The sequence below is a fragment of the Stenotrophomonas sp. K-6 genome, from assembly GCF_056861555.1.
This window is the reverse complement of sequence record NZ_JBSPUC010000004.1, coordinates 226,321-250,097: the sequence shown is the minus strand read 5'-3', so window position 1 is coordinate 250,097 and position 23,777 is coordinate 226,321. Positions and strand designations below refer to the sequence as shown.

Below are 23,777 nucleotides of genomic sequence, written 5' to 3'. Positions count from 1 at the left end.
CCGAGAGCTGGCAAACGCGCGGGCAGCGTGCACCCGCCGTCAGTTGGCGGGGTCCGTCGCCTTCGGCAAGGCCACACCCTTCGGCCACAGCATCCAGATCGTGCCCTTCTGCTTCATGTGTCCGGCCAGCTCACCCGCCGCATCGCCAGTGCCCCAGAACAGGTCCGCGCGCACTTCGCCGGTGATGGCACCGCCGGTGTCCTGCGCGGCGACCGGGCGCACCAGCGCGGTACCGTCCGGCCGCGTGGTGGACAGCCACAGCAGGCTGCCCAGTGGCACGACGTTGCGGTCCACCGCGACGCTGTAGCCGGCAGTCAGCGGCACGTTCAATGAGCCGCGCGGGCCGTCATCGCTGTCCGGGCCACGGGTGAAGAACACATAGCTGGGGTTGCTGGCCAGCAGCTCGGGCACGCGTGCGGGATGGGCATCGGCCCAGGCTCGGATGGCGGCCATGCTCACGTCGGCCTGCTTCAACTCACCCTGCTCCACCAGCCAGCGGCCGATCGGGCGGTAGGGATGGCCATTCTGGTCGGCGTAGGCGATCCGCAGTTGACGACCATCGGCCAGCTGGACGCGACCGGATCCCTGGATCTGCAGGAACTGCAGGTCCATCGGGCTGGTCAGCCAGGCCAATACGGGGGCTTTGACGCCGTTCGCGGCGATCCGCGCGGCATCGTCATACGGCTTGAGCACGCGCCCCTCCCCGCGGCCGCGCAGGCGCTTGCCCTTGAGTTCGGGGTAAAGGCTGTCGAGCTGGACGCTGACCATGTCGTCGGGCACGCCGTACACCGGTACCGATGCCTTCGCGGTGCGGGTGAGGCTGCCGGCATAGATCGGCTCGTAGTAGCCGGTGATCAGGCCGTCGGCGCGGTTGTTGGCGGCGCGCAATGCGTAGACATCCAGATTCGCCTGCAGGAACTGGCGGACGGCGGACGGCGTAGTGGCGATGTTGGCCGCCGCTGCGCAGGTGGGCGCCCAGGTGGCGTCGCTTTTCAGGCGCGGGCAGGCGCTGCGCCAAGCCGCGAAGCCGGCTTGCAGATCGCTGTCGCTCACGGCGGGGAGCGCTTTCCAATTAGCCTTGGCGTAGGTACCGGGGGTGGTCGATGGCGGTGCATCGGGCTTGGGCGTGCTGACGCTGCAGGCGGCGAGCAGGGCCAGGCCCAGAAGGGTCAAGGCGACGTGCTTGAATGCGGCGGTGATGCGCTTGGCCTTCATGGGTGCTCGTTTGTGCGGTGTAAGCGTTTGATTGTAAGTGGCTGCTGCCCACGCAGCGGATCAACAGTCCGCGCTGGCCGTCCGCTCTACCGCTGCAGGAGCAGCGAATGCAGGATGCGGGCGTCTTCGAGGTCGAGATCAGGCGGCAGGTCGTCACGGCCACGGAAGCGGCGATGGAAGGCGCCGGCTGCGGCGGCGCGGTCGTCCAGCGGGTAGCCGAAGGCCTGCAGGGCCAACCACGGGTCGAAGCCTTCCGGCGCAGCGCCATCGCTGGCGCGCGGCCATACCCCGAAACCCGCCTCGGCCAACTGCTGCCAAGGGAAGAAGCGGCTAGGGTCCTGCTTGCGGACCGGTGCCAGGTCCGCATGGGCGATGATCTGCGTGCGCGGGATGTTTAGGCGCGTGCACAGATCGTCCAGCAGGCGGATCAGCGCGGCAATCTGGTCAGCGGCAAACGGACTGTCGCCGTCGTTGTCGATCTCGATGCCGATGGAAGCAGAGTTGAGGTCAGTGATGGTGCCCCAGCGGCCACCGCCGGCATGCCAGGCACGGCGGCTATCGGCGACCAGTTGGTAGATATGGCCATCCGCGCCCACCAGATAATGCGCGCTGACTTTGCCACCGCTGTTGGCGGTGCGCAGAGTGTGCAGGCTCTGCTGGACGTTGTCCTGGTCGGTGTGGTGCAACACGATGATGACCGGGTTGCGACTGTTGTAGTTCGGCGAAGGCACCCAGGTTGCAAGCGGGCTGCGCACATCGGTGCTGGCGCAGGCGGCGAGCAGAAAGGTGGCAAGCAGCACGAGCGGGAGGCGGAATCTGGGCATGGCCTGATTGTGCGTCATTCGGCCTTGCCCTGCGTAGAGCCACGCAGGGCGAAGCCTACCTGCGCTCCCGGGTTATGGTTCCAGCTCTCGCACGACTGGAGCCCGCGAGCACGTTGCGGGAGGGCAGTCCGCTGACAAAGCCTATAACGCACTGACCCGATGCAGTGTCTTCGACGCTACGGGTGCGACCTCTCCATCACAGGTTCTGCCTATAGCTTGAACCTCTTGCTCAGCACCTCAACTCCGTCGAGCAACACCGTGCAGCGCTTGGCATCGGCGGCAGGCATGAGCTGGCCGAGCAACGGATTGAGCGAGGCATAGAATGTCTTGCTGCAGGCAGCGTCCTTTTCAAACGGTAGGGAATGACCCTCCGCGTCAAACGTGATACGGCACTCAGACACCAAGCTCTCAGGCAGGACTGCGATTGGCGCGCCCTTCATCGTGCCCATGTCCATCACGGTGACCATTTCGTTGCAACCACCACCCACCACCTGCCCCTCGTACCGGCCATCGAACACCACATCCTCGTGGTCGGTACCACTGAACACGGGCTTTCCATTGATGCTGGCAGTCACACTATTGGGTTTGAACATCCCCGCCGACACGATGCACACCTCAGCCCTGGCGGGGGTGCCCTCCATATCCCGTGTTTCCGACTGGCACTCAGCAAACGCCACCGAAGCTCCAGACAGCGAAAGGATCACGATGGCGATTGAGGCGTAGGTGCCTTGTTTCATAGAAAATCCTTCATTTATAGGACACAACAGGGCCGAAGCTCTGGAACAATCGACACTTCGGACGTTCACGCAACATCCTTGTAGTGATCACCATTGGTACCCGTAAGCCCAAGCCGCATTACCCAGGGCGAGAGCCAGGAACAGGCAACCACCTGATAGGGCGGCGCCTGGCGACCGAAGAAATTCCACACGTTCAATCAAGCGCTTCTGTGCCTCGCTCAACGCGTCGCGCTTCAGGCCAGCCCAGAGCATGAACATGTAGATCGATAGCACTACAAACACGATTGAATGCAACCACGCTGGAAGAACCGTTCCATTCATTACCAGACAGCTCCAAAGTTAAAAAATCAGCACGCGCTCGCGGATCTGGACCCACTGACCAGAGAGCGGCCTGCGAGCGCGGAAGTTTAGACGAAAGAACCATGAGCACCGGCGACCAGGCCGAGCAGGATTGCCGCGGCTATCCGTCTGGGCGCCCAGTCGTCCAGACGCTACCGAACGTCCCACCCAGCAAGGCGCTGAAGATCCCGCCCTCCGCGAAAGCTTCGCCCACCTCAGCGCGAGCATTGCTGCTCTTTCTTTTGTCCTGCCGATGCGCCTGACCGACTTCCAGCAGGATGTCGCTTCCGGAGTCCAGGCCCAGTGTGGTGGATGCCGTCAGGGCGCCCTGGACCACGTGGATGTCGACACGTAGACGGTGCAGACAGATGCTGTTTGATTACGTGCCGGAATTCCCGCTGGCTACATGACAGAGAAGACGCGGAACGACGCTACTGTTCAATCCCCTCTCGTTCCATGAGATGCATCAGTTCATCACCAAGTGCGCTTCCAACGTCCATTGTTACGCCAATTCTCGTTTGATAAGAACTCCTACCCAATGTTGCGAACGACTCGCGCAGACAGGAGAAAAGAACGTTCAGCTCATCCTTGGTCAAATGCAGTTCAATCCTTTCGTCGCCAAAGTTTTTCAGGTCCATCCTTTACCCCCCTCATACTCGCTCGGCGTGGCGCGGAAAGCGATCTTTACGTAATGCATCATCTGACCACGCTAGTTCTCCAAGAGAGAGCGAGTCAAGCATTTAGAGATTACTACTGACCTTGGAGCAGGCAGCGCATCGGTGCCCGCAAGTTGCATGAAGTAGCGTTCAACCATCGAGCCCAGGAAATCAGGCCTCAAGGGTACCGTTGGTCAACCAATGCTCCACGCTAATCCGCGACGAACCAATTTCTAGCCGAATAAAGCCCTAGCGATTTCGGCCTTACACTCCACTCGCTGGTTAGCATTCGAAACCACATTTCCCCATTCAATCCAGACTGGACACTCAGGACGTGAGATTCCGCCCCAAGCGTTAACCAAGCGACAGTTCAGCTGACGCGCCATACGAGGTGGCTATGCACTTTACCTTCATGGAATCCCCTGTACTCCAGATGCCGTTGAAGTACCGAAACATCTCATCAGAGAAACCATTTGCTCCAAGGTTCGCCGGATTAAATATCCTCTCTCACTCAAAGATTGTTGCCGACTCCACCTCCATCACTCATTGCTTCGACAATCCGCAGTCCGTTCTCGTCCCTCACTGCATAGATAGTTTCATAATGAAATGAAAGTATAAATCTATGCGAATGATAACTTGAGTAGGCACGCATGAATCGAACGATGTCCTGCCAGCTCGAATGCAGATTGTCGGCTCGATAGTGAAAACCGCCTCGCACACCTACAGTCCAGCTTACCTCAGCCCCTTCGACCACGATATCTTTCGGCGCCGAATCGTAGTTAAAAACAAAATAACAATTGGAATCTTGAAAAAAGCCAGAAAACCCCTTCTCTCGTTCTTCAAAATTTGCGGAAAGGAAAGCCAAAACTGACCCAACTTCACCCAGGATAGCACCAGCCTCTATTTCGATGAACATTGAAAGACTCATTTCTCGACCTTTATCACTTTGATTTCGGCATTCTTCATTATATAAACAGCCTTCAACCCTTTAACGGGACTTGCGCCTAGAGCCGCCTCAAGCTGTGAAATGGCGATAGCTGAATCTTCCAAATTCACCACAATAGTCGCAGCCTGCTTTTCAACTTTCGTGCCAATCGTTTTGATTACCGAAGTGGCACTGTTAGTCACTGGAAAAAATACACCCGCAATTTCTCCATTAACCTTAAGATCGGGATTTGGCTTGTTCTTCGCAGTGTTTGGGAGTTGCTCTACATCGCGCCCTGACTTTGCAAGAGCATTTGCAGCTTCGTTCTGGCGCTCGATGGATCGCACCTGGTCAGCAGCCGCGTTCCTCGGAGGAAGCTCGGGTTGCCCTTTCAGTTCTCCGTGCGGAACTCGAACGGTGTCACCCTCGGCCTTGAGCGAGATGTTCTGGCCGGTGAGCGTGGTGTTCTGCCAGGTGGTGCTGTTCGCGTTGGACTTGCTGCTGCCCACGCTGGCTTCGGCGTACACGTACACGCCGGTCTGCGCGCCTACCGCGACACCCACGCCCACTTCCGCGCCCGCATTGCTGCTCTTGCTCTTGTCCTGCAGCTGCGCTTTACCGGCTTTCAGCAGGATGTCGCGCGCCGAATCCAGCGCCGGCGTGTTGTCGGCGCTGAGGTTGCCCTGCACGAGGTGAATGTTGCCGCTGTTGAGCTTAAATATCAGCGGTGCTAGAAGCCGCCAACGTTAACGAGGCTTCCTGTCCCATCGCGATCGCAACCCGTTCAACTCGATAGACAGATCACCATCCCGGAATAGATTTTGAAACAATCTCAACGCATGCGAAACTTCTGAGGTTACTGTCCTCGCGCCCCATTCATCATCACCGAACTTTTCCTTCCCCCTGAAGGGCAGGTCTTCAGGCTCCCACCATTCGAGCAAATCCAACTTTGGGTCCGCTGATCGCGTGAGTGCAACAAGTCTGCACTTCCCACCGATGGACTTCATCGTAAGTTCCTTGACCAGTCCACTGGCAGGCGCAATGACGCGCAGGTCTACGAATCCACCATTCTCGAACACTCGATGTACTGCTGAATCAACGCGGCTCCACACCGGCCTCTCAGTCAAAGTAGCGCCGGCGCCTGTGGACCTGTCGAAGTCACATAACTCGACTACTACACTGGCCTCATCTGCGTCATTAATCATTCGATCCAACCTCTTCGTCGAATCCACAGGGATACCCGGCCACGTACCGTATCAACAACCTGGAGGCTGTTCAATCCAGAGCGTTCCGCAGCCGTTGTGAGGTTGCCTCGGCAGTAGGAACAGACCTCCTCACCCCGCACGACGATGCTCATGTTTTGTCCCCGCGTCAGGCCTGCATCGAAGGCCTGTTGGATGAGCCCGATCTCCGCGTGTGCATTTGCCATGGTTGAGTTGGGGTGGGAATCCTGCGCTTCCAGCGCGAGAGCGCGCTGTTCGTTGCACAGGGCGCTCTCCGGAACTTGGCACGCGATGATCAAAGCGTTGTCCCGGGCTTCAGAGAGTGCCTTTAACTCATTCTTGACGTCACAGTTGGTACCAGACTCGGCACAGCTCAGCAGTGCGTCGAGATACTCCATGCGCTCGCTATGGCTGAGATAGTTGTTCTCAACGGAGTTTTTCGCGAGGCCTGAAGCCATGGCGACTCCTGCCATCCCCTCGCCAGCAGAGCTACCCGCCAATGCCCCCACCGCCTGCGACAACGCCAGAATCGTCTGCTTCTGTTGATCGTCCAACTCGCCGGTGTAACCGGGATACAACGCCTCGGTCAGCAGCTTCGCCGCAAGTTCGCCACCAGCCGCTGCTGCCGCACCACCCGCGGCGTTACCGCCATTGACCTCGGCCAGCAGCGCGCCCAGCAGCGCATGTGACAGCAACTGCAACGCGGCGTTCGGGTCACTGCCTTGTTTTGTATCGAACTTGTCACCGATCAGGTTTGCCGCATACGGCGCCAGGGCATTGGCCACCACTTGGCCGCCGCCCTGCCCGGAGGTGGCACCTACCAGCAACGTGGTAACTGCCTCGAGCGCGCGGCTGTTGTCACCACCGATATCCTACTGCTTCGAGTCCCGGTAGGCCTGGCTGTATCGGGTGTGCACCGCATCACGCGCCGCTGGATCCATGGCATTGAAATTCGCTTTTTCCTGAGGCGTCAGGTCGGCATGGGCAATCCCTCCGGAGCTGAACAGCTCTAGTTTGGTCAGCTCCAGACTTCCTTGCCATCAGGCGTAATCCAGACAATTCCCGCTGGCGACTCTACAAGAAACCACAGGCCCATCTCAGATTCTAACTTTTCTCTGCTGCTCGGCCATGCACGCCGCAGGACATCAAGCTGATCATCCATACTGCCTTCAAGGCACCTTCCATCTAGGGCCAAACGGATTTCGCCGCGAATCATTAGCGTCTTGAGAAGCGAAAAGAACATTTCTGTCTGCCTATCGAAGCTAACCTCCGTGCCTGCAAGCTCAACAGTCAACGACTGCCAAACCGCACCCATAGAATAGCCCCACGAGTGGCTCATAATTGAGTTAAAAACCAGACTATCGTTCATTTGAATTTCATTTCCACCGCACGCCCACCATTAATAGAACTATGTACGATATCGATCGTCCACTTCGCACCAGTCGCTTCGCCGGATGAAGAAAAATTGCGAAGTCGCAGCGTTGCACCTTCTGGAGTGGATACTACATACAGCTGCCCTTTGCCGGGAATCGTACGAGCAGCGGGCATCGCGTTGACTCCGCCGAGTGTTTGGAAGTATGTCATCACGTCCGCTGTGGACGCACCCATGAAGACTGGACTGCCCTTGCTAACCAAGGGATCGGTCCTCAGCTCTGATCCGCCTAGGTTCAGCGTAAAGTCTTTAGGCATCAATGATGATTTGTTGTACATTTCCGCAAGCCTAGCTACTTCTACTTTTGACTGAGCTAGCATGACTACATGGGGCGGCGGCGCACCAGAGAAGTCCAGCGCATTAGGTCCTGGACCTTCCAATCCAGGCATTCGACTTGTCTGCGGCAACGATTCGGTCTGCACCACCTTGGTGCTGCCGCCATCGACCTTGCCCATCCCGCGGGTACTCTTGGGCCTGAGAACAAACCCTGACCCCGCGATATCCCACGCAAGCATCCCAAGCTGATTGGTCATCGCTACGGTTTGCGGGTCAACCCCAATTGCAGTGAGAGTCGCGCTGGGCATGCCGAAAATGGGCCCGAGCAACGCCATTTCAATCCGGTTTCTGTCGGTTAGCGACATGCCGGGAGCCAACGGACCAAACAATGCGCCATCCCAATCCGTTTCGCGCAGCAGTCCGATCTCTCTGTTGAGCAGCGTTCCCAGATGAGCAGGCTGGTTGGAGGCCTCCCGAGCAATGGCGCTCGCCAGGAGCTGGTCGTATTCCCTGGTTCCAGGCTTCAGACTGAAGAGTACATATTGTTCCTCGGGCGTGAGATAGGACGCGTAACGCTCCATGACGTCACGACTCTGCTCCTGGCTGACCTCCGCCCAGCGTGCGTCCGTGGCCTGCAGACACGCTGAGTCGTTGCCACATGCTGCACGGTCAGCATCCTTCGCTTTCCGCTGCGGGGCACTAAGGTAATTGTTCTCCACGACATTCTTCGCGATTCCAGCGGCCAGTGCAGTGCCTGCAAGCCCATCACCAGCGCTGCTTCCAGCCACCGCCCCCACCGCCTGCGACAACGCCAGAATCGTCTGCTTCTGCTGATCATTGAGCTCGCCGGTATACCCGGGATACAGCGCCTCGGTCAGCAGCTTCGCCGCCAGTTCGCCGCCGGCCGCTGCGCCCGCACCGCCGGCAGCGTTGCCACCGTTGACCTCGGCCAACAGCGCACCCAACAGCGCATGTGACAGCAGCTGCAACGCGGCGTTCGGATCACTGCCGTGGTTCGTATCGAACTTGTCACCGATCAGGTTCGCCGCATATGGAGCCAGTGCGTTGGTCACCATTTGGCCGCCGCCTTGCCCGGAGGTGGCACCGACCAGCAACGTGGTAACCGCCTCAAGCGCGCGGCTGTTGTCACCACCGATGCCCCACTGCTTCGAGTCCCGGTAGGCCTGGCTGTCTCGGGTGAGCACCGCATCACGCGCCGCTGCATCCATGGCATTGAAATTCGCCTTTTCCTGTGGCGTCAGGTCGGCAAAGTAGGCTTCAACTGCCTTGTTGGCCTTATAGGCCTGCACATCATTGGCAATCTGCTTACTGGTGGCCACCACCGTGCCCATCGCATTGGCCATCGCCTGCTGATTGGCCAGCTGCAACTCGGCATTGGGCATCGCCTCAATCGCGCGGTGCGCCGTGGCGGCATCAGTGTTCACGCCCAGCTCGGCGGCAGTCACCTTCTTGCCGCCGATCACGATGTTTCCTTCGGTCAGCGTGGCGTAAGTGGTGCTGCTGTCGCCGCCCTTTTCGTTCATCGGCACGCCACCACCGAAGTTCGGCGTAGCACCTTCCGTGGTCGGCTTCCAGTTCTCTGCCCGCCCGCCGTAGCCACCGCTGATGCCGCCCGAGCTGGTGCTGTGCTGCATCTGGTTCTGCAGGTCGCTGAAGGTCAGCGTCTGCGCGGCCAGCTCGCTGTTGGTGGCGTTGGTGCTGGCAATCGCACCGCCGACCAGGTTCACGTGGCCGGCATCGACGTGGTAGCCGCCATCACCGGCGAACAGGCCGGACTGCTGGCCCACGCCCTGATAGCTGCCGTTGGATTTGCCTCCGCTGGCGTAGCCGTCGGCGCTCCAGGCGGTGCCGAACGACACCTGCACCCGGCCGCCTACCTGGCTGTTCTTGGACATGCTTTCGGACACGTCCTGCAGCGACTCGATGGTGAGCGTGCCGCCGGTCTTTACATCTATGCGGTCGGCCGTGGCGGTGGCACCGCGCAGGGTGGTGTCACCCTCGGCCTTGAGCGAGATGTTCTGGCCGGTGAGCGTGGTGTTCTGCCAGGTGGTGCTATCCGCGTTGGACTTGCTGCTGCCCACGCTGGCTTCGGCGTACACGTACACGCCGGTCTGTGCGCCGACCGCGACACCCACGCCCACTTCCGCGCCAGCGTTGCTGCTCTTGCTGCGGTCGGCAAGCTGCGCTTTACCGGCTTCCAGCAGGATGTCGCGCGCCGAATCCAGGCTCACCGTGTTGCCCGCGCTCAGGTTGCCCTGCACCACATGGATGTCACCGCTGGTGCTGGTCAGGTTGAGGTTGCCACCTGCCTGAAGCGTGGAGCCCTGCGAGACCACGCTGCTGCTGTCCGCACTGCTGTTGGCGGTCTTGAAGCCGATACCGGCTTCGGCATTGAACAATGCACCGCTGCCACCGGCACCGGTCGCGTTGGCGATCGCGCTGGCCGACTGGTAGGCATTGGCGGCCGCTGCCATGTTCTGCATGGACGACAGGCGACCGTCGGACTGTCTGGCCGCATCCACGTTGTTGATGAGGTCGATGAAGGGCGACTTCACCCGCGCGAACACGCCGATCTTCAGATCGTCATCGCGCTGCGAGGAGTGCCCGACCTCGTCGGCGGTGAGCAGCTCGATCTGCGCGGCGGTGATGTTGATGTCCTTGGCGGACACCACGTTGCTGGCAATCTGGCTGTAGGTGCCGCCGGCGCTCAGGTTGACGTTGCCGCCCAGGCTGCCGACATTGCTGGCCACCTGCGACACCTGCGCACTGTCATCGTCATGCTCCTGACGGTGCCAGCCAGAGAACTTCTCGGTGTCGGAGATCTGCACCGTGCCGATCGCCTTGCTCTGCGAGGTGTTGGTGTTGCTCACCATGTCCTGGCCACTGCGGATGGTCAGGTCACCTGCGGCGTGGATGTTCACGTCCTTCTCGGCCACGATGTTGGCGGCAGTGAGACTGATATCCCCCTCACTGGTCGCCATGCGCACCCCACCGCCCACGGACAGCTGGGTACCGGTGATGGTGTCGCTGCTGCCGCTGCCTTCGCTGCGCGAATTGTTGGTGCCGAACGGCAGGCCGCTGGTGTTGTTGGCGATGCCCCAGCCCTTGCCACTGCTCTGGCTGGTGCTGGATTCGGTGTTGTGGGCGACATCGAACACGATGTCCTTGGTGGCCAGCAGCAGGGCATCGCCCTCGGCCGCCATCTGCGCGCCCTGGCTGTAGATCGAGCCGCCGTTGGCGATCAGGGTCAGGTCGCCGCCCGCACTGAGCTGGCTTACCCGCGCATCACTGCTGGAGTGGCTCTCGTTGCTGTTGGAGCGCTGGCTGCCCGCGGTGATCACCGTGGAGGTGGTGGCCGCCCGCAGGCCGGAGGCGGCGCCTTCGGCATTGCGGGTGATCTTGCCCATGGTGGAACCACTGTCGGCCATGCCGTCGGTGGTGGAATCGCGGGCGCTGCGATAGGCCTTGGTGGGATCGTAGGTCACGCCCACCGAGAGGCCACTGGATTTGCTGGAGGCGCTGCTCTGCGTCTCCAGCGTGTCCTGCCGCGCGATCAGGTTGATGTCCTTGCCGGCCAGGGTCAGGTTGTTGCCGGCGGCGACATCAGAGGCGGCGATGGTCAGCTGGTTACCGGCATTGATCAGCACGTTGCCGTCCATCGAGCCCACGGCCGAGGCCACCTGGGTGATGGACTGGCTGGCGCTCTGGTTGTTCGACTTGGCGCTGCTGTACCCCACCGACGCCACGCCATTGCCGAAGCCGCCGGTGATGCCGGATTTCTTCTGGCTGAAGCTGCTGGCCTCGCTGTAGGTGTCCTGCGCCGATTCGATGGTGATGTTGTTGGCCGCGGCGATGCGCAGGTCGTTGTCGGCCAGCACGGTCGAGCCGGTGATGGTCACATCGTTGCCGGCGATCATGTCCACCGTCTTGCCACCGATGGTGCTGCCCACCGCATAGCTGGCCGAGCTCTGGTCATGGGTAGTGGTGGTGGTGCTGGACAGCGTCTTCTTCTTGCGGGTGGTTTCGTCCACCACCAGATCGTGGGTTTCCTGCGCGGTGGTCAGCGCCAGGTTGCGCCCGGCCGAGAGCAGCACGCCGCCGTCGCTGCTGTCCACCGTGGTGGCCTGCAGGGTGAGGTCGCGGCCGGCCTGCAGGGCAATGCCTTCGCCACCGGTGAGCTGGTTGCCCAGCACCCAGCCATCGGCGGCACTGACCTCGTGCGAGCCGTTCTTGCTCTTGGCACCGCTGTCGAACGTGCGCGTGTCCACCACGGCAACGCTGTTGATGTCGCGCCCTGCCTGGGCCACGAGTGCGTTGGCGGCCGAGACGTTGGCGGCGGTCAGGTTCAGATCGTTGCCGGCCTTGAGCACCACATCGCCGGCACCGCTGATGGTGGTGCCGATGTTGATCGACTGGCTCTGGCTGTTGAAGTTGCGGGCGTCATGGGTGAGCGAAACGCTGCTCTGCTCGGCCACCGAGGTGAGGCTGAGGTTGCCACCGGCCACGATGGCGGTCAGGCCGTCGGTACCGGCGTTGGCCAGCTGCGCGGCCCGCAGCTCCACGTTGCCACCCGCATTGACGCTGAGCACGCCAGCGCCGTCCTTGTTGGTCACATACAGGCCAGCCACGCGATCCAGCGTGGTGGTCTGCTGCACCAGCAGGTCGCCGTTGTCGCGCCACTCGCGCGTGGTCGAGGCGACGGTGATGTTGCCACCGGCCTTGAGCCCCAGTGCATCGGTGGCGGTGACGGTGCTGCCGATGATGTCGATGTCGTGGGTGGCCTGCAGGCCGACCTGCTGGCCGCTGATCTGCCCGCCGCTGACGTTGCGGATGTTGCCGGCGTCGATGCTCACCAGCTGACGCCCGGCGATGGCACCGCTGTTGACCAGGTCGCCGCGCAGCTTGATGTCGATGTCGGCACCGGCCAGCAGCGCACCATTGGTATCCAGATCGCCCGGCATCACCCGCAGGTACACCTGCGGGACCAGCGCGCGCACGGTGGAGCCGTCGGCCAGGGTGACGTCCTGCTCCACCAGCCAGACGATGTCGCTGGTGAGACGGGCCATCTGCTCGGCGGTCAGCGCCACGCCGGGGCGCAGGCCCCACGCACTGGCGACGGTGGCACCGGCCTCCAGCAGCGCGCGGTACTGGTCTTCATCGCTGGCATGGCCATCGAGGAAGCGTCGGCCGGTGAGTTCGCCGATCTGTTCGCGCACCAGCTTCTGTTCGTAGAAGCCGTCGCCCAGGCGCTTCTGGGTCTGCGAGGGCTCATAGCCGGCGCGCTGCAGCAGGTAGTCCGAGCTGAGCCAACTGCGGTAGCTGGCAAAGCGCGGGTCGGTTTCCACCAGGTAGCTGCCACGGTTGGCATCCACGTTGAACAGGCTGGCGCTGGGTGCACTGGCATTGGGCGTGGTGGTGACCACCACGTGCGGGTCATTGCCGGCGGCGGCGACGGCCTGCTTGTTGGCCAGCGCGGCATTGCCACCGCTGCCGGCGTGGCCACCGGCCTGCACAGCCCCCGGGCCGGTGGCCGTGGCCTGTGCTGCCTGCCCGGCCACGATGTCCTGCACGGTGCCCGTGCCCGGGCCCGCCGAGCCAACCTGGCCCGGTCCCTGGGCGCTGGCGGCGTCGGCCAGCTGGCCGCTGGTGCGGTCGGCACCCTGCAGGCCTTGGCCTGCCGCGCCCTGTGCGGCACCGGCCGCAGACGGTCCCTGGGCGTGCGCGCCATCGGCGATGTGGCCACCGGCCTGACCCGGCCCCTGTACCGCACTACCGGTTTGACCGTGTGCTGCGCCGGCCGCCGTCGGCCCCTGTGCGTTCACCGGGCCGGCGCCCTGGCCGCTGCTCTGCCCCGGTCCCTGCACCGCGCCTGCGCCCGGGCCGACCGAGCCTGCGCCCGGCCCACCGGTGTTGAGGTTGGCCATGCTGTCGCCATCGCGCACGTTCGGCGCGTCGCGGCCGGTGTTCTCGTTGCGCAGGTTGCCGACATCGATGCTCAACTTGCCGCCGGCGGTGATGCCCGCACCCAGCACGCCGATCTGCTCGGAGATCGGCGCGGCGCTCCATTGGCTGCGCGAGCCGCCATAGGTGATGGAGACATTGCTGAAGCTATGGGTGCGGAACAGCGTCTTGGCGGTATTTACGATCGAGGATTCACCCACGTTCAATCCGACCACGGCCAGGTTGCCACCGGCGGCGATGCTGGCGTACTCGTTGCGCAACGCATCGGTGGCGATGCGCATGTGGCCACCGGCATTGATCACGGCGTCAGCACCGGCCGACACCAGCACGTCTTCGGTGGTGGTACGGGTGGCGACGCGGGTCTTCTCGTTGCCATTGGTGCTGGTGGTGTGGCGCTGCATGTTGATCAGCATCGCCTCCGGATTGTCGTAGTCCGGGTAGGTGATCAACCGCACGCAGGTGGTGGTGCAGGTGCCGTAGGCGTTGTTGTAGGCCAGGGTATCCGAGTCGTAGCGGAACTGCCGGTTTCCCGGCGGCATCATCGAGAGATCGCGGAACGGATCTTCGGCCCCGGCGCCCAGCTGGTCCGGATTGTTGCGGCTGTCTGCACGGCCCACGTAGTAGATGACCACCGTGCCGTCCTGCGCGGGCAGGCGCGAGCGCTCGCCGCGCTCGCCGTCCAGGCCACCGCGTGCGAAGTAGTAGGCGCTGGTGTTGGCAGTCAGCCGGACCACCGCCCGGCGGATCTGCTGGCCGTCGGGCGTGATGTACGCGGTGTCTTCCAGGATGTCATCCGGATTGAGGTAATAGACCTCGTAGGGCTGGAAGTTGGAGGTGTCGCGCAGATTCCGGGCGGTGTTGTTGCCGTTCTTGAACCAGCCCGGCTGGTTGAGCGTGACCGGCCCATGCTGGATGGTCTGCTGCTGCACCACCACGTTCTCGCGGATGTTGTTCACCGCCAGCGCGGACATGTCCAGGTTACCGGCGATCTCGATGGTGGAGCTGAGGTTGTCGATGCGCTGTGCGCTGCCCACGGCCGTCAGCCCGTTGAGCGCCCCGCCGATGGCCGCATCGCCATCGCTGAAGATGAGGCTTTGGCCGCGGTTGTTCAGCACGCCCACGCCGAGGTCCAGACGCTGGCGTGCGGCGATGGTGGCCGAGCGCTGGGCGCCGCCCACGTTTTCGGCCAGGTTGTTGAGGGTGCCGGCCTGGATGGCGATGTGGTCGCCGTAGATGCGGCCGGTGCCGATGTTGTTCAGCGTGCCGGCGTCGATGTGGGTAATGCGGCCGTCCAACAGGCCGCGGTTGAGCAGCTCACCGCTGGCCACCAGCCGGGTCAGGCCGACGCTGCTGATCTCGCCGGAAGCGGCGTTGTGGATGTTGCCGGCGCTGATGTTCACCCCGGCGCCCTGCAGCTTGCCCAGGTTGTCCAGGTTGCCCTGGATGGCCAGGGTGAGGGTGCCGTTGGCGGCGAGCTCGCCGGTGTTGGTGTGGCTCTGGCCCAGCTCCAGGGTCATGTCGCCCTGCGAGAGCAGCTTGCCGTCACCGGTGATCTCACGCGTGCGCACGATCTGGTTGCTGCCGGCCACCAGTGAACCGCCGGCGTTGGCAATGCTGTCGGCGCGGATATCAGACGTCTCGGCGGCGGATATCTGGCCGCCGCTGTTGTTCAGCAGCCCGCCCACCTGCACCACCATGGTGTCGGCCAGGATCTGGCCCTGCTGGTTGTCCAGGCTGCCTGTGCCCAGCTGCAGGTGCTTGCCCTGCAGGCCCAGTGCCGGGCCAGTGGGCGCGCTCAGGGTGTATCGGTTATCGATGTTGCCCGCCTGCAGGGCGAGCGTGCCACCGGCGGCCACCAGGCCCCCGCGGTTGTCCAGCGCGCCGGGCAGGACGATGTCCGCATTGCGGCCCACCGTGATCTTGCCGCCGGCGTTGGCCACCGATTGCGCACGCAGGGTCAGGTCGCCTGCGCCCACCAGCGCGCCGCCGGCGGTGTTGTCGATGCTGCTGGCAGTGACGGTGATCGCGCCCTGGCCAAAGACCGAACCGGCACGGTTGTCGAACGCACCGCTGTGGATCTCCAGCGTACCGCTGCTGTTGATGCCGTTGCCGTTGGCATTCGTGTTGATCAAGGCCTGGCCGGCCGTGTCGATACGCAGGTTGCCGGCGGACTGCAGCAGCCCACCGCTGTTGTCCAGCTGGCCGGTGCGCAGCGCGGCGCCCCCGGTCAGGCTGGCCACGGTGCCTGCGCGGTTGTCCAGGGTGTAGCCGCGGGTATCCAGATCCACCGTGCCGGCGATGATCCGGCCGCTGTGGTTGTCGATGCCGCTGCTGCTCACGCGCAGATCGGTACCGGCCTGGATCAAGCCGGTGGTATTGCGTACCTGCGTGGCCGTGTCGAGCTGCAATGCGGCCCCGGCGGCCAGGGTGCCCGCTTCATTGTTCAGGGATTGCGTGGTGATGTGCGCGTTGCCACCCGACGACACCGTGCCCTGCGCGCTGTTGTCGAGCAGGCCATCGACGGTCACCGTCAAGCTGGAGCTGCCATCGCTGTGCAGGGTGCCACCGCGGTTGTCCAGGCCGGTGGCGGTGACCGTGGCATTGCCGGTGGTCAGGATGCGACCGCCCCGGTTCTCCAGTGCACCGCCGATGGCCAGCTGATTGCTCCCCGCCCCGGCCGCCTGCACGGTGCCCTGGTTGTTGAGCAGCTGCGCGGCGCGCAGATCCAGCGTGCCATTGCTGGCGAGGGTGCCGGCGGTGTTGTCCAGCCGGCCGCGCACCTTCAGCGCCAGCACGTCGGTGCCGGTGGCGGTGAGTGTGCCGCCTGCAGTGACCAGTTCCCCGGTCTCGATACGGATGCGCTGCGCGGCGGTAGTGCCATCGCGCAGGTCGGTGTTCTCGCCGATCAGCGCCAGGCTGCCATTGCTGAGCAGCCTGCCGCCTTGGCCGTTGAGGGTGTGAGCGTTGATCGCCAGCGTACCGGTGCCCGCCTGCTGCACGGTGCCACCGGCATTGCCGAGGGTGGCCGCGGTGATCTGCAGGTCGCCATTGCTGGCCAGCGTGCCGCCGTTGCCATTGTCGAGCACGCCACTGACGGTCAGGCTGCTGGCCTGCCCGCTCGTGGCCAGCACGGTGCCGCCCTGGTTGTTGAAGGCCTCGGCCTGGACGGTCAGCTGGGTCGCGTTGAGGGTGGCACCGCGGTGGTCCACCGCACCGGCGTGCAGCGCCAGTGCACCCGCACTGACGATCGTGCCCTTCGCACCATCGAGCTGGCCGACCGTCAGGCTCAGTGACTCGGTACCGCCGTGGCTGAGGGTGCCGTGCTCATTGATCAGGCGGGCGGCATCGATCTGCAGCTGGCGGCCATTGCTGGCCACATCGCCGCGGGTGTTGTCGAACGTGCCGAGCACGTTGATGCGGGTATCACCGGTGCCAGCTGCGCTCAGCGTGCCGTCGATGTTGGACAGCGAACCAGCCGTAATCTGCTGAGCGCCATTGGCGGCGATGGTGCCGCCGTTGTTGGTCAGCGCCCTGTCCACCTGCAGGGTCATGGCCTGCGTGCCGGTGGAGGTGAGCGTGCCCTTGCTGGTATCCAGGCTGCCAGCGGTCACCGTGACCTGGCGCGCGCCGGTGGTGGCGCCACTGACATCGAGCGTATCGCCCTTCAGTTGCAGCGCACCGTTGCCGACGATGCGGCCACCCGCACCGTGCAGGTCGGTCACCTCGATGGCGAGCGTGCCTTCACCGGCGTGCTCGATGCTGCCGGTCTGGTTGTCCAGGGTGGCGGCGGTGAGGTGCGCATCGCCGCCGCTGGCGATGACACCCTGGCCGCTGTTGTCCAGCCGCCCGTCCACGCCGAGGGTCAACGCCCCGCCGGTCTGCAGGGTGCCGCCGTGGTTGTCCACGCTGGCCGCACCGATGACGGTCGCGCCGGTGGCGAGAATGCGCCCGCCTCGGTTCTCCAGCGCCTGGCCCACCTGCAGCTGGTTGCTGCCCGCGCCAGCCGCCTGCAGCGTGCCCTGGTTGTTGATGAGGGTGGCCGCGTGCAGGTCCACCGTGCCATTGCTGGCCAGGGTGCCGCCGGTGTTGTCCAGGCGGTTGCGCACGTTCAGCGCCAGCGGCCCCGTGCCGGTGGCGACAAGGTTGCCGCCGGCGGTGGTCAGGTCACCGGTGTCGATGCGGATCTGCTGCGCCGAGGTGGTGCCGTTGCGCAGGTCGGTGGTATCGCCGCTGAGCGCCAGCGCGCCATTGCTGACCAGCGTACCGCCCTGACCATTGAGGGTCGCGGCGGTGATGCTCAGCGTGCCGGTGCCGGCCTGCTGCACGGTGCCGCCGGCGTTGCCGAGGGTGGCCGCGGTGATCTGCAGGTCGCCGTTGCTGGCCAGGGTACCGTCGTCGCCGTTGTCCAGGGTGCCATCCACCCGCACCGTGTTGGCCTGGGTGCCGGTGGAGAGCACGGTGCCACCACGGTTGTCGAGTGCGGTCGCGACGATGTCCAGCTGGCCGGCGCTGAGGGTGGCGTCGCGGTGATCGATCGCGTCCGCACGCAGGGTCAGCGTGCCGGCGGTGGCGATGCTGCCTTTCTGGCCCTGCAGGCTGCCGGTCTGCAGGGTGAGGCCGTTCTGGCCGGCGTGGTGGATCCGGCCGGTGTCATTGACCAGGCTGCCGGTCTGCACCGTCAGGGCGCCGCCGTTGCTGGCCAGGGTGCCGCGGGTGTTGTCGAACTGGCCAGCGACTTCAATGCGGGTGTCTGCAGTTCCTGCCGAACTCAGCGTACCGGCAATGTTGGACAGCGTACCGGCGCTGATCTGCTGCGCGCCATTGGCAGCAATGGTGCCGCCATCGTTGCCCAGCGCATCGCGCACCTGCAGCAGCATGGTCTGCTCACCGGTGCTGCTGAGCGTGCCACCGGCGTTGTCCAGGCTGCCGGCGGTCACCGTGACCTGGCGCGCTGCAGTGGTGCCCCCGCGGATATCCAGTGCTTCGCCCTGCAGGGTCAGCGCGCCATTGCTGATGATGCGGCCGCCAGCGCCCTGCAGCGTGCCGGTATCGATCTGCAGCTGGCCCTCGCCGGCCTGTTCGATGCTGCCGCTGCGGTTGTCCAGCGTGGCCGCGCGCAGCTGCGCATCGCCGCCACTGGCGATCAGGCCGGTGTTGCTGTTGTCTAACAGGCCATCCACGCCCACGCTCAGGTCGGTGGCGCTGTGGACCGTGCCGCCCTGGTTGTCCAGGCTGGCCGCGGTGACGTCGAGATCGCCGCTGGTGAGGATCTTGCCGCCGCGGTTCTGCAGCGCCTGGTCGATGCTCAGCTGGCTCGCGGCGGTCCCTGCGGCCTGCAGGTTGCCACCGGTGTTGAGCAGCGTGGCGGCGCGCAGATCCAGCGCACCATTGGTCGCCACGGTGCCGCCGCTGTTGTCCAGGCGGCCGCGGACCTGCAGCGCCAGTGCGTCGGTGCTGGTGGCCGTGAGCGTGCCGCCGGCGGTGGTGAGATCGCCGGTCTCGATGCGGATGCGCTGGGCCGAGGTGGTGCCAGCGCGCAGGTCGGTGGTATCGCCCTGCACGTGCAACGTGCCGTTGCTGAGCAGAGTGCCGCCGGCACCGTTGAGGGTGGCGGCGTTGATCGCCAGCAGGCCATTACCGGCCTGCTGCACGGTACCGCCGGCATTGCCGAGTACCGCTGCATTGAGGGTCAGGTCGCCATTGCTGGCAATCAGGCCGTCAGCGCCGTTATCCAGCGCGCCGGCCACGTCGATGCGGTTGGCCTGGGTGCCGGTGGCCACCAGTTGCCCGCCGCGGTTGTCGAATGCCTGTGCGGTCAGCGCGATCTGCGTGGCTTGCAGGCTCGCGCCGCGGTGGTCCACCTCGCCCGCGGTGAGCGTAAGGGCGCCGGCGGTGACGATGTGGCCATCCTGGCCCAGCAACTGCCCGGTGCTCAGGGTCAGGCCCTGGGTGCCGGCATGGCTGAGGGTGCCGTCGATGTTGTGCAGGCTGCCCGTTGCCACCTCCAGTGCAGCGGCGTTGCTGGCGATCACGCCCTTGCTGTTGTCCAGCTGACCCGCTACGTGGATCTGGCTGTTGCCGGTGCCGGCCGAACTCAGCGTGCCACCCCGGTTGGACAGCGCGCCGGCCTCGATGTGCTGGGCACCGTTGGCAGCGATCGTGCCGGCATCGTTGGTCAGCTGCTCGCGCACCTGCAGGCGCATGTCCGCTGTGCCGGTGGCGCTGAGCGTGCCACCGCTGTTGTCCAGGCTGCCGGCCTGCACGGTGATCTGCGTGGCACCCACCGCACCATCACGCAGGTCCAGCGTCTGCCCCTGCAGGTGCAGCGCATCGGCCGCGACCAGGGTGCCGTCGGCATTGCGCAGCACCTCGGCCTCGATCCGCAGATCGCCATTGCCCGAGATCGCGCCGCCGGTGTTGTCCAGCAGCTGCGTCACGCGCACCTGCGAGGCGGCCTCGCCAGCGGCGATGAGCTTGCCGTGGTCATTGATGAAGCGGCCGGCGTTGATGTCCACGGCGCCGTTGCTGCCAAGGGTGCCGCCACTGTTGTCCAGCAGGGTGCGTGCCTGGACCTGCAGTGCCTGGGTGCCCAGCGCGCTGAGCTGACCACCGGCGGTGATCAGGCGCTCGCTGTCGATGCGGATCTGCTGTGCCGAGGTGGCGCCATTGCGCAGATCCAGCGTGTCGCCCTGCAGGTCGAGCACGCCGTTGCTGAGCAGCGTGCCGGCGTGGCCGTTGAGCGTGTCCACCTCGATGGCCAGCGTGCCGGTGCCGGCCTGCTGGATCGTGCCGCCGGCGTTGCCGAGGGTGCTGGCGCTGATGGATAGATCGCCATTGCTGGCCAGGGTGCCGCCCTCGCCGTTGTCCAGCGTGTCTGTGACCTGCAGCGTGTTGGCGGCGGTGCCGGTGGCGATGATGCTGCCACCGCGGTTGTCCAGCGACTGCGCGGTGATGTCCAGCTGCTCGGCGGCCACGGACGCGCCGCGATGGTCGACAGCTCCGGCGCTGAGCTCGAGCGCGCCAGCCGTGCCGATGCGACCACGCTGACCGTCCAGTCGGCCAGTGGTGATGGACAGTCCGTTCTGACCGGCATGGCTGATCGTGCCATCGGCATTGACCAGGGCACCTGCCTGCAGCTGCAGTGCGCCTGCATTGCTGGCCACGGTGCCACCGGTGTTGTCCAGCGTGCCGGCCACGATCAGGCGGGTATCGGCGGTGCCAGCCGAGTTCAACGCGCCGCCCCGGTTGGACAGCGCGCCTGCCTCGATCTGCTGCGCGCCGTTGGCGGTGAGCGTGCCGCCGTCATTGACCAGGCTGCCACTGATGCGCAGCTGCATGGCCTGCTCGCCCAGCGAGAGCAGGGTGCCGCCGGTGTTGTCCAGCGACCCCGCACGAATGTCGACCTCGCGGCCGCGGGTCGTGGCCTTGTGCAGGTCCAGCGTCTGCGCCAGCAACTGCAACAGGCCGTTGCTGGCGACGTTGCCTTCGCCGCCGCTCAGGGTGGCCGTGGTGATCTGCAGCGTGCCGTTGCCGGCATGATCGATGCTGCCGCCGCCATTGAGCAGACGCTCGGCATCGATGCGCAGGTCGCCATTGCTGGAAAGCGTGCCGCCCTGATTGTGCAGCGCCTCGCTGGCGTGCAGCGTGGTCTGCCCGGTGCCGGCGGCGATCAGCTTGCCGCCGGTGTTGATCAAGGTGGTGCTGTCGATGGCCAGCGCGCCGTTGCTGCCCAGCGTGCCCCCGGTGTTGTCCAGGGTGCGGGCCACCTGCAGGTCCAGTACCTCGGGGCCGGCCGAGGTGAGCGTGCCACCGGCAGTGATCAGATCGCCGGTGGTGATCGCGATGCGCTGCGCGGAGGTGGTGCCATCGCGCAGGTTGGTGGTGTCGCCCTGTACCACCAGGCTGCCATTGCTGAGCACGGTGCCGCCCTGGCCCTGCAGGTTGACCGCATCGATACGCAGGCTGCCGGTGCCGGCCTGCTGCACGGTGCCACCGGCATTGCCCAGCTGCGCTGCGGTGATCTGCAGGTCGCCGTTGCTGGCCAGGGTGCCGCCGTCGCCGTTGTCCAGCGTGCCCTGCACACTGAGCGCGCTGGCCTGCTGCCCGGTGGACAGCACCCGCCCGCCGCGGTTGTCGAAGTCGCCGGCGGCAAGGCTCACCTGGTTGGCGATCAACTGCGCCTTGCGGTGGTCGGCACTGCCCAGCTGCAGGGCGATGTCGCCGGCGGTGGCGATGGTGCCCTGCACACCGTCCAGGCGATCAGCGCGCAGCTGCAGCCCGTTGCTGCCCGCATGGCTGAGGCTGCCGCGGGTGTTGATCAGATGGCCCAGGTCCAGGCCGAAGGTCGTGGCGTTGCTGGCCAGGCTACCGTCGCTGTTGTCCAGCGTGCCGATGGACCAGGCGGTGGCCGCGCTGCCACCGTGCGCGAGGGTACCGCCGCGGTTGAACAGCGACTGTGCCTGCAGCTGGAAGGTCTGCGCCAGCGCCATGTGGCCGCCGCTGTTGTCCAGCGTCTGCACCTGGGCCGAGGCCGTTCCCTGCACCTCCAGCCGGCCGCCGACATTGCGCAGCGCGTCGCCCTGCACCTGCAGGGTCTGTACCCCCAGCGTGCCGCGGGTGTTGTCCAGGCTGTTGCGGGCGCTCAGCTGCAGGATGCCGGTGGCATCGATGGCACCGCCGTCGTTGTCCAGCGAGGTGGCGATGTTGAGCGTGCCTGCCGCCAGCGGGGCGGTGGGCGTGGGCGGTGTGGTACCGCCGGTGCCGCCCTGGCCCGGCGTGGGCGTGCCGGTGCCGGGGGTGCTGCCGCTGCCCGGCTGTCCGGTAGTGCCGCCGGTGGTGCCGCCGCCGGTTTGCTGCCCCGGCGAGGTGCTGGCCACCGTGCCGATCCTGCCCTGCTCGTTGCTGATGTCCGCGCCGCTCAGTTGCAGCGTCTGGGCACCCACCTGTTCGATACTGCCGCCGCGGTTGCGCAGCGCATCGGCGTTCACCTCGATGCGGCGGGCATTGAGCGTGCCGCCGCTGTTGTCCAGATCGGCGGGCGTGTCCACGCGCAGCTCGCGCTCGGCGCTGAGCGTGCCCGCATTGGCCACGCCGCCGGCGGCGGTGATCCGGGTGTCCTGCTGCGCGTGCAGCGCACCGGTGTTCTCCAGCCGCCCATCGGCGGTGACCACCAGTTCGCCTGCCTGCGCGCCGATCTTGCCGGCGTTGCTCATGCCGACGCCATGTTCGTTACCGACCAGCCAGATGCGGTTGGCATACATGCCACCGAGCGCGCCGACATCCAGCGCGAAGGCCGGTGTGCCACCGGTGGGGGTCTGTGCGGTCACGCTGCTGTGGTCGGTACTGACCACGTTGGTGCCCAGGCTGGCCTGCAGCTGGTTGGCCCAGATGCCGGCGTTGACCTGCAGCGAGCGGGTGATGATGTCGGTGTAGTCGGTCAGGCTGGCATCCAGGCCCGCGCCGGATACGCGGATCGCGCCGCCCTCGACCCGGTAGCCATCCAGCGCGCCGTTGTTGAGGATGGGCGTGCCGGTGGTCAGGGTGACCCTGCTCGCATTGAGGAAGCCGGCACCGTCGATCTGGATGCCGGCCGGGTTGGCGATGACCACCTGGGCACGGGCACCGGCCACTTCGACATAGCCGTTGAGGTGGCTGGGGTTGCTGCCGTTGACTTCATTGAGGATGACCCGCGCGGCGCCGGTGGCCAGCCAGGGATTGCCCTGCACCCAGCCACCGATCTGCGTCTGCACGTCCGTGCGCGAATTGTTGAGGATGACGCCCTGGCGGCCGACATCGAGCTGTTGGTACTGGTTGCGCGAGACACCGGCCGCGCTGGGCGTGGTGATGTTGATCTGCGGTGTGCCGTTGGCCGAGGTGATCACGGTGGGCCGCTGCTGGGCCGGTGCGCCGGGGTCGGCGATGATGCGGCCGGCATCGGGCACCTGCTGCGCGGACAGCGGCTGTACCAGCCCTACCCAACCGAGCACCAGCCACAGCGCAAAGCTCATCGGCCGCAGCGTGGCCATCGTGTTGCCGCCGCGTGCATCGCAGCCCCCGCGGGGTGCGGTCACCAGTTCGGAGGCGACCTGCATGACACCCAGGGTACGGTTGAAAACCAGGCGATAGACTCGATTCACGGCGTTGCTTCCTTTCAATGCGGTGTGGGGTC

Annotated in this window: 8 protein-coding genes; all 8 read right to left on the bottom strand. The window is 65.0% G+C overall.

Translation table 11 applies throughout. The annotated features are described in order from the left end of the window. Nucleotides 1–39: 39 nt before the first annotated feature. Nucleotides 40–1,215 carry a murein transglycosylase A gene (gene mltA / locus AC13F7_RS14050; protein WP_483001456.1) on the bottom strand — a complete coding sequence of 392 codons (1,176 nt, stop codon included), beginning with the start codon at nucleotides 1,213–1,215 and terminating at the stop codon, nucleotides 40–42. A gap of 86 nt (nucleotides 1,216–1,301) precedes the next feature. Continuing rightward, nucleotides 1,302–2,039 (bottom strand): N-acetylmuramoyl-L-alanine amidase, encoded by a 738-nt coding sequence (locus tag AC13F7_RS14045; protein WP_483001454.1) that lies wholly within the window; start codon nucleotides 2,037–2,039, stop codon nucleotides 1,302–1,304. 209 nt (nucleotides 2,040–2,248) lie between these two features. Continuing rightward, entirely contained in the window at nucleotides 2,249–2,776 is a 528-nt protein-coding gene (locus AC13F7_RS14040; RefSeq protein ID WP_483001452.1) for a hypothetical protein, read from the bottom strand. A gap of 1,506 nt (nucleotides 2,777–4,282) precedes the next feature. After that, nucleotides 4,283–4,687, bottom strand: coding sequence for a hypothetical protein (locus AC13F7_RS14035; protein WP_483001450.1), 405 nt, complete (start codon nucleotides 4,685–4,687; stop codon nucleotides 4,283–4,285). 8 nt (nucleotides 4,688–4,695) lie between these two features. Further along, nucleotides 4,696–5,385: a hemagglutinin repeat-containing protein gene (locus AC13F7_RS14030; RefSeq protein WP_483001448.1), complete on the bottom strand. Its 690-nt coding sequence runs from the start codon at nucleotides 5,383–5,385 to the stop codon at nucleotides 4,696–4,698. Nucleotides 5,386–5,897: 512 nt separating this feature from the next. Further along, nucleotides 5,898–6,704: a VENN motif pre-toxin domain-containing protein gene (locus AC13F7_RS14025; protein ID WP_483001446.1), complete on the bottom strand. Its 807-nt coding sequence runs from the start codon at nucleotides 6,702–6,704 to the stop codon at nucleotides 5,898–5,900. A gap of 233 nt (nucleotides 6,705–6,937) precedes the next feature. Further along, nucleotides 6,938–7,288, bottom strand: coding sequence for a DUF596 domain-containing protein (locus AC13F7_RS14020; RefSeq protein ID WP_483001445.1), 351 nt, complete (start codon nucleotides 7,286–7,288; stop codon nucleotides 6,938–6,940). Then, a complete protein-coding gene (locus tag AC13F7_RS14015) occupies nucleotides 7,285–23,745 on the bottom strand; it encodes a hemagglutinin repeat-containing protein (protein WP_483001443.1) in 16,461 nt (5,486 codons plus the stop codon). Before AC13F7_RS14015 ends, AC13F7_RS14020 begins: the two co-directional genes overlap by 4 nt. Nucleotides 23,746–23,777 lie beyond the last annotated feature (32 nt).